Below are 13,679 nucleotides of genomic sequence, written 5' to 3'. Positions count from 1 at the left end.
GGGCATGATAGCCCTCGTAACAACCACCGGATAATTTGGAGGTACCATGTCCGATACGTTCACCGCACTCATGATCGAAGACGAAGGCGGCAAGCCCAAGGCTGCGTTCAAGCAGATCACCGTTGCCGATCTGCCTGACCATGACGTGCTGGTCGAGGTCGCCTTCTCGACGCTCAACTACAAGGACGGTCTTGCCGTTTCCGGCAAGGGCCGCATCGCCCGCAAACTGCCGATGGTTGCCGGCATCGATATCGCCGGCACGGTGGTCGAATCTCGCTCCGACAAATGGAAGGCCGGCGACAAGGTCGTGCTCAACGGCTGGGGCCTGTCGGAAACCGAATGGGGCGGCTACACGCGCTTCCAGCGCGTCAAGCCGGAATGGCTGATCCGCCTGCCCGACGCCTTCAGCCTGCAGGACGCGATGGCCATCGGCACCGCCGGCTATACGGCAGCCCTTTGCGTCGATGCGCTCGAAGCCTGGGGCACGATCGCTGCCGACCAGCGCGAAATTCTGGTGACGGGTGCCGCCGGTGGCGTCGGCTCGACGGCGATCGCGCTGCTCGCCAAGCGCGGCTACAAGGTAACCGCCGCCACCGGCCGGCCGGAAACGCATGATTATCTGGCCAAGCTCGGTGCGACCGCCTTTGTCGATCGTGCCTTGCTCTCCGAAAAGGGCGGCCCCTTGCAGAAGGAGCGCTGGGCCGGTGCCGTCGATTCCGTCGGCTCGACCACGCTGGCTAATGTCCTGTCGCAGACCGTCTATGGCGGTGCGGTGGCTGCCTGCGGCCTCGCCGGTGGTGCCGATCTGCCGGCGACCGTGCTGCCGCATATCCTGCGCAGCGTTGCCCTTCTGGGCGTCGATTCCGTCATGGCGCCGATTGCCAAGCGCGAAAAGGCTTGGGAGCGGCTGGCCCGCGATCTCGACCGCGACGCGCTCTCCAGCATCACCCGCGTCGAGCCGATGTCCAGGCTGCCGGAACTCGCCAACGAGATTCTGGCCGGCCAGGTACGCGGCCGCGTCGTCATCGAAATCGGCAAGTAGTTTCTGGCAGGCGGCGGTGTCGTTAGACGATGCCGCCGCTTCCGCCCGCAACCGCCGGCCGTTCCGCCGCGACCTTGGCGCGGTAGCCAGCAGCCCGGTAGGCGGCAACCGGGTCGATTGCGCCGCCTGAATCGAGACGCGCCATGGCAAGGATCGGCTCGACGTCGGTCCGGTACGCGACCTTCAGCGTCTGCGTTGCCATCAGTGCATCATTGTCATCCTGAAAGCCCTCCAGCGCCTTGCGATCCACCAGCAAGGCGGCGACATAGGCGCGCTGGACCTCGATCGCCGACAGCATCAGGCTTTCGATCGGGTCGGTCACATTGTGGCTCTGGTCGAGCATATGGGCGGGGTCGAATCCCTTGGCGTTGCTCAGCTCGGCATCGACCAGCTCGTTGAAGATCAGGAACAGCCGGTAGGGATCGATCGAACCCGCATCGAGATCATCGTCGCCATATTTCGAATCGTTGAAATGAAAACCGCCCAGCTTGCCGAACTGGATCAGTCGGGCGACGATCATCTCGATATTGACGTTGGGCGCATGGTGGCCGAGGTCGACGAGGCAGTGGGCTTTCGGCCCGAGCTCCTGCGCGATGAGATAGTTGGTGCCCCAGTCCTGCACGACCGTCGAATAGAAGGCCGGCTCATACATCTTGTGCTCGGTGAACAGCCGCCAGTCGTCCGGCAGCTCGGCATAGACGGCCTTCATTGCGTCGAGATAGCGCTCGAACTGCTTGGTGAAATTGACCTGCCCCGGAAAGTTCGAGCCATCGCCGATCCACACCGTCAAGGCCTTCGAGCCGATCGTCTTGCCGATCTCGATGCATTCCAGATTGTGCTCCACCGCCTGCTGGCGCGTAGCGGCATCGGCATGCGACAGCGAGCCGAATTTGTAGCTGAGCTTCTGGTCCTGCGCGTCTGAAAAGGTGTTGGAGTTCATCGCATCGAAGCCGAGCCCGAAGCGGCTCGCCGCCTGCTTCAGCCGGTTGGCATCGGCCTTGTCCCATGGAATATGCAGCGAGACCTTTGGCGTTGCATGCGTCAGCTGCTGGATGACGGCACAGTCCTCGATCTTGTCGAAAATATCGCGCGGCTCGCCGGCGCCCGGAAAGCGCGCGAAGCGCGTGCCGCCGGTGCCGACACCCCATGACGGCACGGCAACCTTGAACGCCGCCACCTTGTCGCGGATCGCGTCAATGGCAATGCCGCGCCGGTCGAGCCGCTCGCCGAGGGAGGCGTAGTCGCGCGCGAGTTCGGCGCGGCGCTTTTCGTTGCCCTGCTCGACGATGTCGGCGGAGATGATGGTTTCCGTCACTTATGCCTCCCAAGTCTTGTCATGCGGGCTTTGCCCCTCACCTGCCTGCCGGCATCGACCGGGGTCGAGCCGCGGGTCTCGACCCGTCCTTCGACCCCCGTATAGTGACGGGGAGAGGAAGGCTGGCCGCAACCTTGCCGCTCTTCCTTCTCCCCGTTTACGGGGAGAAGGTGGCCCGAAGGGTCGGATGAGGGGCAGCGCAACCCTCAAATGACTACCGCGTAAAACTCTGCGCATTGCCCGCATCGACATTGACGATATTGCCCGTGGACTTCGCCGACATGTCCGACACGAAGAAGAACACGGCCTCCGCAATGTCTTCCGGATAGACGCTGAGCTTCAGCATCGAACGCTTGCGGTAATGCTCTTCGAGTTCGTCCGGGCTCATATTGTAGGCGGCGGCGCGCTGTTCGCGCCACTCGCCGGTCCAGATTTTCGAGCCGCGCAGGACGGCATCGGGATTGACCGTGTTGACCCTGATGCCGAACTCGGCACCCTCCAGCGCCAGGCAGCGGGCGAGGTGGATTTCGGCGGCCTTGGCGGTGCAATAGGCCGATGCATTAGGCGAAGCGGCAAGGCCATTCTTGGAGGCGATGAAGACGATGGCGCCGCCGGTCTTCTGCTTTTTCATCAGGCGAAAGGCTTCGCGGGCGACGAGGAAATAGCCGGTCGACAGGATGTCCATGTTGCGGTTCCACATCGACAATTCCGTCTCGTCGATGGGCGCGGAAGACGAAATCCCGGCATTTGAGATCAGGATATCGATGCCGCCGAATTCCTGTGCCGCAGCGGTGAAGGCGTCGATGACATCCTGTTCGCGGGTCACGTCGAGCCGCACGCTGCGCACGACATCGGCCGTGTGCCGGCTGGCGAGATCGTCATTGGCAGCGGCTAGTGCGCTTTCGTCGATATCGGCCAGCACCACGCAGGCGCCGTCACGAAGCAGGCGCTCAGCGGTGGCCTTGCCGATGCCGCCAGCGCCGCCGGTCACCAGTGCCACCTTGCCGGCCAGCGGCTTCGGCTTGGGCATGCGCTGAAGTTTTGCCTCCTCCAGCACCCAGTATTCGATGTCGAAGGCCTCCTGTTCGGGCAGGCCCATATAGGATGAAACGCTCGACGCGCCGCGCATGACGTTGATGGCGTTGACGTAGAACTCCGCCGAAATGCGCGCGGTCGCCTTGTCCTTGGCGAAGGTGATCATGCCGACGCCGGGCACCAGATAGACGACCGCATTCGGGTCGCGCATCGGCGGGCTCTCAGGCCGCTTGCAGCGCTCGTAATACGCGGCATGGCCCTTGCGATATTCCTCGACCGCTGCGCCGAGGCCAGCCAGCGTCTTGTCGAGGTCGGGCTTTGCCGGGTCGAAATCGACCACCAGCGGGCTGATCTTGGTGCGCAGGAAATGGTCCGGGCAGCTGGTACCGAGGGCGGCCAGCGGCTGCATGTCGCGCGCGGCGACGAATTCCAGCACTGCGGGCGAATCGTCGAAATGCCCGACCTTGCGCTCGGCAGCCGAGATCATGCCGCGTATCGCCGGCATCAGCTTTGCTGCGATCGCCTTGCGCTTGGCTGCAGGCAGCGTCGGGCGCACTTCACCGCCGAATGCTGCCTTGCCGACGCTCTTTTCCTCGAACCACTCGATCGCGCGGTTGATGATGCGGATCGTCGTCTCGTAGCATTCCTTTGCCGTGCCGGCCCAGGTGAACAGGCCGTGGCTTTCCAGCACGACGCCGGTGGCCTTCGGGTTTTCGCGGCAGAATTTTTCCAGCCAGAGGCCGAGCTCAAAGCCGGGCCGCTTCCACGGCAGCCAGCCGATCTCGCCGCCGAAAATCTCCTGCGTCAATTCCTTGCTGTTCTTCGCGGCGGCAATGGCGATGACTGCATCGGGGTGCATGTGGTCGACATGCTTTTGCGGCACATAGGCATGCAGCGGCGTGTCGATGGAGGCGGCGCGCGGGTTGAGGTTGAAGGTGCAGTGGGGCAGGTAGCCCACCATTTCGTCCTCGAATTCGACGCCGCGGTAGAGACCTTTCAGCGCTTCGAGCTTGCCCATGTAGAGCGTGGCGAAGCCGTCGAGCTTGATGGTGCCGACATCACCGCCCGAGCCCTTCACCCACAGCACCTCGACCTGATTGCCGGTCAGCGGGTCCTTCTCCAACGCCTTGGCCGAAGTGTTGCCGCCACCATAATTGGTGATGCGCTTGTCGGAGCCGAGAAGGTTGGAGCGGTAGAGCAGGCGCTGCGCTTCCGACATGGATGCCGCCTTGGCCTCATCCCAAAGGTTGGCGAGGCGCTTGGCCGTGCGCGTTTCGAGCATTTTCCATCCTCCCAGAGCCGCGCGAGGGCAGCGCGGAATGCCCAAGGCTTTCATGATCGGGGCGTTACTGTCAATCAAAAACGATCACATTCGATCATATTGCGCTGCACAATGAAATAAAATGACCGAAGTTGATTGACAGTGACCGGTATGAATGACCTAATGACCAGCAACGGGAGGAACCATGCACGAAAAGGAACGCCATCGGATCATTCTGTCGGCCATCCAGGAAAAGCCTGTGGTGACCGTGCAGGAAATGGTCGATCTGACGGAATCGTCGGAGGCGACGATCCGGCGCGATATCGCAGCGCTCCACGTGCAGAAGCGGCTGCGCCGCGTGCGTGGCGGCGCCGAGGCGATCAACCCGCCGCAGTTCATCGGCCTTGCCGGCCGGCCCTTTTCCGTCAACGAAACGCTCAACGCCTCCAAGAAGCGGGCCATTGCCCGCGAGGCGGTCGAGCTTTGCGCCGATGGCGAGCCGATCATCATCAATGGCGGCACCACCACTTTCCAGATGGTGCATTTTCTCACCAACCGGCGCATGCCGATCTTCACCAATTCGTTTCCCATTGCCGAGCACCTGCTCAAGCATTCCAAGAACACGGTGATGCTGTCGGGCGGCACCATCTATCGCGAGCAGAACATCATCCTGTCCCCCTTCGACAATGACGTGACCCGCAATTTCTATGCGCGGCGCATGTTCATGGGCGCGCAGGGGCTGGGGCCGCTCGGCCTGATGGAAGGCGACCCGCTGCTGATCCAGGCCGAGCAGAAACTGATTGATCAGGCCGACGAGTTGGTCGTGCTGGTCGATTCTTCGAAATTCCGGCAGCGCTCAAGCCTGATCTTGTGCGGCCTGGCGCGCATCACCACCGTCATCACCGACGACGGCGTCGAGGACCGCGAAGCCAAGATGCTGGAGGACGCAGGCGTCAATCTGATCGTGGCGAAAAACACGGCATCGAAAATGGAGGAATCTTCGCTGCAGGCGTGAGGGAATTCCCGGTCGCAGCGCTGATGGAATACAACGTCAAAGGGAGGAACTCGATGAACATCTTGAAGAAACTGATGGTGACCGCAGCACTTTCGGCCGCCATGTTCGCAACAGCCGCGCATGCCGAAAGCACCAAGATCGCACTGGTCGTCAAGTCGCTCGGCAACGGCTTCTTCGACGCCGCCCACACCGGCGCGCAGGAAGCCGCCAAGGAACTCGGCGATGTCGAGATCATCTACACCGGCCCGACCAAGGCGACCGCCGAGGCTCAGATCGAAGTGATCAATTCGCTGATCGCCCAGAAGGTCAACGCCATCGCCATTTCGGCAAATGACCCGGATGCACTCGTGCCGGTGCTGAAGAAGGCGATGGAACGCGGCATCACGGTCATTTCGTGGGATTCGGGCGTTGCCAAGGAAGGCCGTCAGCTTCACCTCAACCCGTCGGCCACCGACCTGATCGGCAAGACGATCATCAAGCTCGCCGCCGACTATCTGCCTGAGGGCGGCGATGTCGCCATCCTGTCGGCATCGTCGACAGCCACCAACCAGAATGCCTGGATCGAAGCGGCCAAGAAGGCACTGCCGACCGACTTCCCCAAGATCAATCTCGTCGCCACCGTCTATGGCGATGACGATTCGGCCAAGAGTACCGACGAGGCCAAAGGCCTGCTGAAAAGCTATCCGGGCCTGAAGGCGATCATCGCGCCGACGACGGTAGGTGTTGTTGCCGCCGCGCAAGTGGTGACCGACGAGAACCTGATCGGCAAGGTCAATGTCACCGGTCTGGCGCTGCCGTCGGAGTTCAAGAAGTTCATCGACAACGGTGCTTCACAGGCCGTGGCTCTGTGGAACCCGATCGACCTTGGTTATTCGGCTACCTATCTTGCTTATGACCTCGCGGTGAAGAAGGAAGAAGCCAAGCCGGGTGCCGAACTTTCGATCGGCCGCGTCGGCAAGATCACGCTCGACGACGACAATTCCGCGCCGATGGCCGATCCCTTCACCTTCGACAAGTCGAACATCGAGAAGTTCTCGAAGATCTATTGATCTTTCGCACTCCCCGCCGCGGGGAGGGTGATCGCAGATAGAAGTCGACCCCCACTCCGTCTCGGCTTCGCCGAGCCACCTCTCCCCCGATCGACGGGGGAGAGGAAACGTCTGCAAAGCTCGCGCCCTTCCTCTCCCCTTTTGAGGGGGAGAGGTGGATCGGCGAAGCCGAGACGGAGTGGGGGTCGGCAGTGGCGTATGCGATTGCCCTTCGGGTGGGGTAGATTACCGAGATCGTAGCAGGATACCGTAATGCTTGCCGACCCCCACGCTGCTCGCATCGTTCGCGACCCGTCCAATAATGGAGAGGGCAAGACGCCGCTTCTGACGCTTTCGGGCATCAGCAAGAGCTTTCCCGGCGTGCGTGCGCTCCACGATGTGGCGCTGTCGCTTTATCCCGGACAGGTGACCGCGTTGATCGGCGAGAATGGTGCCGGCAAATCGACACTGGTGAAGATCCTCACCGGCATCTACCAGCCCGACGCCGGCGCAATCTCCGTTGCCGGCGACGCCGTGACCTTGCCGACCGCCCACGCCGCTTTCGAGCGCGGCATCACCGCGATCCATCAGGAAACGGTGCTGTTCGACGAGCTTTCCGTCGCCGAAAACATCTTTCTCGGCCATGCGCCAAAGACCCGTTTCGGCACCATCGACTGGGGCACGATGCGCAGCCAGGCTCGCGAGGTACTGGACGCGATGGGGGCCGCCCATATCGATCCCGACACGCGGCTGAAGGATCTCGGCATCGCCAACAAGCATCTGGTGGCCGTCGGGCGCGCAATGTCGATCGACGCACGCATCGTCATCATGGACGAGCCGACCGCCGCCCTCTCGGCCAAGGAGATCGAGGAGCTTTTCCTGCTCATCGAATTCCTGAAAGGCGACGGCAAGGCGGTGCTGTTCATCAGCCACAAATTCGATGAGATCTATCGCATCGCCGACCGCTACACTGTGTTCCGCGACGGTGAGATGGTGGGCGAGGGTCTGCTGAAAGACACCAGCCAGGGCGACATCGTCAGGCTGATGGTCGGCCGCTCCGTCGATCACATTTTCCCGCAGCGCGAGGCCCATATCGGTGCGCCGGTGCTGAAAATTTCCGGCCTGTCGCACCCGACCGAGTTCGACGACATCGGCTTCGAATTGCGCAAGGGCGAAATCCTCGGCTTCTACGGGCTGGTCGGCGCCGGGCGCAGCGAGGTCATGCAGGCGATCGCCGGCATCACCCGCACGAACCGCGGCACGATCACGCTGGAAGGCGAGGCGATCACGCCAAGGTCGGCCGCGGATTCCATCGAAAAGGGCATCGTCTATGTGCCCGAGGAACGCGGCAAGCAGGGCGTCGTCATCGGCATGCCGATCTTCCAGAACGTGTCGCTGCCGTCGCTGAAGCGCACCTCAAAATCCGGCCTCCTGCGTCTGGCCGACGAATTCGCGCTGGCGCGCAAATACACCGAGCGGCTCGACCTGCGCGCCGCCTCACTCAGCCAGGATGTCGGCACGCTGTCGGGCGGCAACCAGCAGAAGGTGGTGATCGCCAAATGGCTCGCCACCGCGCCCAAGGTCATCATTCTCGACGAGCCGACCAAGGGTATCGACATCGGTTCCAAGGCAGCCGTTCACGGCTTCATGGCCGAACTGGTCGCGCAAGGGCTGTCGGTCATCATGGTTTCCTCCGAACTACCTGAAATCCTCGGCATGTCTGACCGCGTCGTCGTCATGCGCGAGGGGCGCATCGCAGCGGTCCACGACAACAAGGGGCTCGACGCCGAGACCTTGGTGCGCACGGCTGCGGGGATTGCTGACCAATGAACGCCTTCCTGAAAAATCGTGAAATCTGGCTGCTCGCCGCGATCCTGTTGCTGATCGGCCTGATCTCGACTCGCTATGGCGCTTTCGCCAGCCCGCGTAACCTCGCCAATGTCTTCAATGACACGTCGATCCTGATGATCCTCGCGCTCGGCCAGATGGTCGTCATCCTCACGCGCTCGATCGATCTTTCCATGGCTTCCAACCTCGCCTTCACCGGCATGGTGGTGGCGATGATCAATGCTGCCTATCCGGCGGTGCCCGTGCCGCTGCTCATGCTGATCGCCGCCGGCGTCGGCCTGACGCTCGGCGCTGTCAACGGCGCGCTGGTCTGGAAGCTCGGCATCCCGTCCATCGTCGTGACGCTCGGCACGCTCACAATCTATCGCGGCGCGACCTTCGTGATTTCCGGCGGCGCCTGGGTCAATGCCGACAAGATGAGCCCGGCCTTCATCGGCCTCCAGCGCGCGCAGATGCTCGGCATTCCGCTGCTGTCGTGGATCGCGCTCGCCGTCATCGCTTCGTTCTTCGTGTTGCTGACGCGCACGCCGCTCGGCCGCTCGCTCTATGCCATCGGCGTCAACCCGACCGCCTCGGTCTATGCCGGCATCGATGTCGGCCGCACCAAATTCGTCGCCTTCTGCATCTCCGGCCTCGTCGCCGGCATCTGCGGTTATCTCTGGGTGTCGCGCTACGTCATCGCCTCGGTCGAAATCGCCAATGGCTACGAGCTCAACATCATCGCCGCCTGCGTCATTGGTGGCATATCGATTGCCGGCGGCATCGGCTCGGTCGGCGGCGCGGTTCTGGGCGCGCTGTTCCTCGGCATCATCAGCTCCGCCCTGCCGCTGGTCAACATATCCCCCTTCTGGCAGATGGCGATTTCCGGCAGCGCCATCATCCTGGCTGTCGTGCTCAATGCGCGCGGCGAACGCCGGCAAGGCCGCATTATCCTGAAGAAGGCGGAGGCAATATGAGCGCGACCGAAGCCCCGCATGGCCGCCATATCCCCGACCGTCTTGACCGGCCGTTGCGGTCGGCGCTGTTCAGCTGGGAGGCGCTGCTGATCGCGGTTGCCGTCACGATCTTCGCCGTCAACAGCTTTGCCTCTCCCTATTTCCTCGATCCGTGGTCGCTGTCCGACCTCACCTTCAACTTCACCGAAAAGGCGCTGATCGCGCTGGCCATGGCGCTGCTGATCATCTCGGGCGAGATCGACCTCTCGGTTGCCGCCATCATCGCGCTCGCCTCGACCATGATGGGCATGGCCGTGCAATTCGGCGTCGGCACGCCCGGGCTCGTCGCCATCGGCATCGGCGTCGGGCTCGCCTGCGGCGCGTTCAACGGCCTGCTCGTCACGCGGCTCGGCCTGCCTTCCATAGTCGTCACCATCGGCACGATGAGCCTATTTCGCGGCGTCGCCTTCATCATTCTCGGCGACCAGGCCTACAAGGGCTATCCCGAAAGTTTCGCGTTCTTCGGCCAGGGCTATGTCTGGTGGGTGGTGTCGTTCGAGCTTGTGCTGTTTCTGGTCGCGGCGGTCATCTATTACGTCATCCTTCACCGCACCAGCTTCGGGCGGCGCGTCTTCGCCATCGGCAACAATCCGGTCGCGGCGCAATTCTCAGGTGTTCGCGTCGAGCGCATAAAGTTCATCCTGTTCTGCCTCACCGGGCTGATGTCGGGCATCGCCGCCGTGCTGATAACCTCGCGGCTCGGTTCCACCCGCCCGTCGATCGCGCAGGGCTATGAGCTCGAGGTCATCACCATGGTCGTGCTCGGTGGCGTCAGCATTCTTGGCGGCGCCGGCAGCATTCCGGGCGTGGTTCTGGCAGCCCTCATCATGGGGCTGGTCACCTTCGGCCTCGGCCTGCTCAATGTGCCCGGCATCGTCATGTCGATCTTCATCGGCCTGCTGCTTATGCTGGTCATCGCGCTGCCGATCGTCTGGCGGCGTCTCATGAAGGAGCGGCTTGCCTGATGGCTGAGAAATACGCGTTCCGCATGAGGCTCAATCCCGGCATGAAGGCTGAGTACAAAAGGCGTCACGATGCGATCTGGCCGGAACTGACCGCACTTTTGAAGGACGCCGGCGTCTCTGATTATTCGATCCATCTGGACGAGGAGACCAACACTCTGTTCGGCGTGCTGTGGCGCAGGCAGGATCACGGCATGGCCGACTTGCCGAACCACCCGGTGATGAAGCGCTGGTGGGCGCATATGGCCGACATCATGGAAACCAAGCCGGATAACGAACCGGTCGCGGTGCCGCTCGAAACCGTTTTTCATATGGAATAAGCGATGGCCGAACCGCGCCACGTCGCCGTCATCGATATCGGCAAGACCAACGCCAAAGTGGTGGTGGTCGATCTCAAGGCCATGGCCGAGATCGACGCTCGCAAGATGCCAAATAGCGCGTCGAATGACGGGCTTTACCCGCATCATGACACGGAGCGGCTCTGGGATTTCATCATAGCCAGCCTGGCCGAACTTGCGCGCAAACACGCGATAGACGCCATTTCGGTGACCACGCATGGCGCGACGGCGGCACTGCTCAATGAGCGCGGTGAACTCGCACTGCCGATCCTCGATTACGAGCATGACGGTCCCGACAGCCTCACCGCCGACTACGATGCCGTCCGCCCACCTTTTGCCGAAAGCGGCACGCCAAGGCTTCCGGTCGGCCTCAATCTCGGAGCGCAGATTTTTTGGCAGTCGAAAGCGTTTCCGGATCAATTCTCTGCCGTCCGCGCGATCCTTCCCTATCCGCAATATTGGGCGTATCGGCTGACGGGCGTTCAAGCGACGGAAGTCACCTCGCTGGGCTGCCACACCGATCTCTGGAATCCGGCCAGGCGCGATTTCTCGACAATGGTCGACCGCCTAGGTTGGCGTCACCTCATGCCGCCACTGCGATCCGCTAGCGATCGGCTCGGGTCCATCCTGCCGGAGATCGCGGCGCGAACGGGGCTTTCGCCGCTGACGCCGGTCCATTGCGGCATCCACGATTCCAACGCCTCGCTGCTGCCGCATATCCTCCACCGCAAGCCGCCCTTCGCCGTCGTCTCGACCGGTACATGGGTGGTGGCAATGGCGGTCGGCGGTGCGCCGCGTGGCCTTGACCCGGCGCGCGATACGCTGGTCAATGTCAACGCGCTTGGCGACCCAGTCCCTTCGGCGCGCTTCATGGGCGGGCGCGAATACGAGATGCTGATCGGAAACGATGTTTCGCTGGCGTCCGACGAGGACATCGCCCGCGTCCTCGCTGAAAAACTCATGCTCCTGCCTTCGGTCCAGCAGGGCTCCGGTCCTTTTCCGCAACGAACGGCCGAATGGATCGCGCCGCGCAACCTCAAGGCCGGCGAACGATCCGCCATCGTTTCGTTCTATCTCGCCTTGATGACCGCGACCTGCCTCGACCTGATCGGCGCTTCCGGCGAGACGATCGTCGAAGGCGGCTTTGCCGACAATCGGCTCTTTCTCGATATGCTCGCTGCCGCGACCCGAAGATCGGTACTCGTCAGTGCGGCCAACGCCACCGGCACCAGCCTGGGGGCCGCCGAACTGGCCTTTTCAGGACGTGCATGCAGCAATGTTACCCATCGCCGGCCGTCAGATGGCGATCTTCTGGCATCCTATGCCGAGACCTGGCGCTCGCGCATTTCCTGAGAACGCCCCCGCTCTCGAATGCTCCCATTCTGAAAAAACTCGATCCGGCCGAAACGGCAGGCGGGATTTTGTGATTTTCGGTATTGAAATATTTTTCATTGGGAAATAGAAATGTTCAAACGTTTTTGACGCCCGAATACCAATGCATGGGAGGACCGGCAATGTCTAATCCGCAGTTCGCTGCAGAGCTTCTTGAGCGCGCCGAACGGCAGGGGCCTGTCACCATCGGTCTCGCAGGGGCCGGGCAGATGGGCACGGACATCGTCGTGCAGGTGGCGCTCATGCCGGGCCTTCGCATCGGCGCGATCTCCGAAGTCAGGCCGCAGGCGGCCATCGATGCCGCACTTCTGGCCGGGCACGACCGTTCCGACATCGTGCAGGCCAGTTCCGCCTCGGATATCGATCGCGTCATCGAGGCCGGTAAGGTCGCGGTTACCGAAGACCTTCATGCACTTGCCGCTGCAGGTCGCATCGACGTCATCATCGACGCCACCGGCAATCCCAACATCGGCACGCTGTTTGCGCTTGAAGTGATGAAAAACGGCAAGCACATCGTCATGCTCAATGTCGAGGCCGACATCACCATCGGCCGCTTCCTCAAGGAAGAGGCCCGCAAGGCCGGCGTCGTCTATACGGGTGCCGCCGGTGACGAGCCGGCCTGCACGCTGGAAATCATCGGTTTCGCCAAGAGCCTCGGCTTTGGCATCGTCGCTGCCGGCAAGGGCAAGAACAACCCGCTCAAGATCGACGCCATGCCGGCCGATTACGAGAAGGAAGCCGCCGAGCGCAAGATGAATGCGCGCATGCTGGTCGAGTTCGTCGACGGCTCCAAGACCGCCATTGAAATGGTCGCCATCGCCAACGCAACCGGCCTCGTGCCTGATGTTCCCGGCATGCACGGCCCGACGGCGACGCTGGAACAGCTTGCCGACGTGCTCTGCCCGAAGGAAGATGGCGGCGTTCTCCATCGCAAGGGCGTCGTCGATTATTCCATCGGCAAGGGTGTCGCGCCCGGCGTGTTCTGCGTTATCGAGACCAAGCATCCTCGGGTGCTGGAGCGCATGATCGACCTGAAGGTCGGCAAGGGTCCGTATTTCACCATCTTCCGGCCCTATCACCTCACCAGCCTGGAAGTGCCGCTGTCGGCAGCCCGCGCCGTGCTTTACAAGCGCGCCGACATGGAGCCGCTCGACCATCCGGTGGCCGAAGCAGTGGCCGTCGCCAAGCGCGATCTCGGCGTCGGCCAGTCGCTAGGCATGATCGGCGAGACGGATTACCGCGGCTTTGCCATGACCTGGGAAGATGCGCGCAAGAAAGGCGCGCTGCCGCTCGGCCTTGCCGAACGCGCCAAGGTGGTCAAGCCGCTCAAGGTCGGCGAGTTCCTGACCTACGACAACTGTGTACCTGACGACTCGATGGTGGTAACCCAGATTCGCCGCCGTCTCGATCAGTCGGACGGTCGGTTTGTGACCAGCGCCGTCGCCTGA

General features: G+C 62.5%; 11 protein-coding genes. 9 read left to right on the top strand and 2 right to left on the bottom strand.

Annotated features, from left to right (window positions below):
• Window positions 1–46: 46 nt before the first annotated feature.
• On the top strand, window positions 47–1,042 hold the full coding sequence (locus tag DZG07_RS01450) for an MDR family oxidoreductase (RefSeq protein WP_119813741.1): 996 nt from the start codon (window positions 47–49) through the stop codon (window positions 1,040–1,042).
• Window positions 1,043–1,064: 22 nt separating this feature from the next.
• On the opposite strand, the gene rhaI is transcribed toward DZG07_RS01450, so the two are convergent.
• Entirely contained in the window at window positions 1,065–2,357 is a 1,293-nt protein-coding gene (rhaI, locus tag DZG07_RS01445) for an L-rhamnose catabolism isomerase (RefSeq protein WP_119813739.1), read from the bottom strand.
• A gap of 214 nt (window positions 2,358–2,571) precedes the next feature.
• Window positions 2,572–4,674 carry a bifunctional rhamnulose-1-phosphate aldolase/short-chain dehydrogenase gene (locus DZG07_RS01440; protein ID WP_119813737.1) on the bottom strand — a complete coding sequence of 701 codons (2,103 nt, stop codon included), beginning with the start codon at window positions 4,672–4,674 and terminating at the stop codon, window positions 2,572–2,574.
• Between the two features lie 184 nt (window positions 4,675–4,858).
• On the opposite strand from DZG07_RS01440, the gene DZG07_RS01435 reads away from it, so the two are divergent.
• The 8 genes from DZG07_RS01435 to DZG07_RS01400 all read left to right on the top strand — a co-directional run bounded on the left by DZG07_RS01435 (window position 4,859) and on the right by DZG07_RS01400 (window position 13,679).
• A complete protein-coding gene (locus tag DZG07_RS01435; RefSeq protein ID WP_091911399.1) occupies window positions 4,859–5,668 on the top strand; it encodes a DeoR/GlpR family DNA-binding transcription regulator in 810 nt (269 codons plus the stop codon).
• Window positions 5,669–5,721: 53 nt separating this feature from the next.
• Complete coding sequence (gene rhaS, locus DZG07_RS01430; RefSeq protein ID WP_119821289.1) at window positions 5,722–6,717, top strand: rhamnose ABC transporter substrate-binding protein; 996 nt, start codon at window positions 5,722–5,724, stop codon at window positions 6,715–6,717.
• Between the two features lie 252 nt (window positions 6,718–6,969).
• Window positions 6,970–8,526, top strand: coding sequence for a sugar ABC transporter ATP-binding protein (locus DZG07_RS01425; protein WP_119813735.1), 1,557 nt, complete (start codon window positions 6,970–6,972; stop codon window positions 8,524–8,526).
• On the top strand, window positions 8,523–9,500 hold the full coding sequence (locus tag DZG07_RS01420) for an ABC transporter permease (protein ID WP_119813733.1): 978 nt from the start codon (window positions 8,523–8,525) through the stop codon (window positions 9,498–9,500). Before DZG07_RS01425 ends, DZG07_RS01420 begins: the two co-directional genes overlap by 4 nt.
• Window positions 9,497–10,504 (top strand): ABC transporter permease, encoded by a 1,008-nt coding sequence (locus DZG07_RS01415; RefSeq protein WP_119813731.1) that lies wholly within the window; start codon window positions 9,497–9,499, stop codon window positions 10,502–10,504. Before DZG07_RS01420 ends, DZG07_RS01415 begins: the two co-directional genes overlap by 4 nt.
• The gene (gene rhaM / locus DZG07_RS01410; RefSeq protein ID WP_119813729.1) at window positions 10,504–10,821 is read left to right on the top strand and encodes an L-rhamnose mutarotase; all 318 of its coding nucleotides are present in this window, start codon (window positions 10,504–10,506) and stop codon (window positions 10,819–10,821) included. Before DZG07_RS01415 ends, rhaM begins: the two co-directional genes overlap by 1 nt.
• Window positions 10,822–10,824: 3 nt before the next feature.
• A complete protein-coding gene (locus DZG07_RS01405) occupies window positions 10,825–12,192 on the top strand; it encodes an FGGY-family carbohydrate kinase (RefSeq protein ID WP_119813727.1) in 1,368 nt (455 codons plus the stop codon).
• A gap of 161 nt (window positions 12,193–12,353) precedes the next feature.
• Entirely contained in the window at window positions 12,354–13,679 is a 1,326-nt protein-coding gene (locus DZG07_RS01400) for a homoserine dehydrogenase (protein WP_119813725.1), read from the top strand.

The sequence above is a fragment of the Mesorhizobium sp. DCY119 genome, assembly GCF_003590645.1.
GTDB lineage: Bacteria > Pseudomonadota > Alphaproteobacteria > Rhizobiales > Rhizobiaceae > Mesorhizobium_M.
This window is presented reverse-complemented; position numbering and strand designations above follow the sequence as displayed.

What these genes read in the sequence shown, in the direction of transcription:
- DZG07_RS01450 (WP_119813741.1), top strand. Translation starts at nt 47, where the DNA reads ATGTCCGATACGTTCACCGCACTCATGATCGAAGACGAAGGCGGCAAG.
- DZG07_RS01440 (WP_119813737.1), bottom strand. Translation starts at nt 4,674, where the DNA reads ATGCTCGAAACGCGCACGGCCAAGCGCCTCGCCAACCTTTGGGATGAG.
- DZG07_RS01435 (WP_091911399.1), top strand. Translation starts at nt 4,859, where the DNA reads ATGCACGAAAAGGAACGCCATCGGATCATTCTGTCGGCCATCCAGGAA.
- rhaS (WP_119821289.1), top strand. Translation starts at nt 5,722, where the DNA reads ATGAACATCTTGAAGAAACTGATGGTGACCGCAGCACTTTCGGCCGCC.
- DZG07_RS01425 (WP_119813735.1), top strand. Translation starts at nt 6,970, where the DNA reads ATGCTTGCCGACCCCCACGCTGCTCGCATCGTTCGCGACCCGTCCAAT.
- DZG07_RS01420 (WP_119813733.1), top strand. Translation starts at nt 8,523, where the DNA reads ATGAACGCCTTCCTGAAAAATCGTGAAATCTGGCTGCTCGCCGCGATC.
- DZG07_RS01415 (WP_119813731.1), top strand. Translation starts at nt 9,497, where the DNA reads ATGAGCGCGACCGAAGCCCCGCATGGCCGCCATATCCCCGACCGTCTT.
- rhaM (WP_119813729.1), top strand. Translation starts at nt 10,504, where the DNA reads ATGGCTGAGAAATACGCGTTCCGCATGAGGCTCAATCCCGGCATGAAG.
- DZG07_RS01405 (WP_119813727.1), top strand. Translation starts at nt 10,825, where the DNA reads ATGGCCGAACCGCGCCACGTCGCCGTCATCGATATCGGCAAGACCAAC.
- DZG07_RS01400 (WP_119813725.1), top strand. Translation starts at nt 12,354, where the DNA reads ATGTCTAATCCGCAGTTCGCTGCAGAGCTTCTTGAGCGCGCCGAACGG.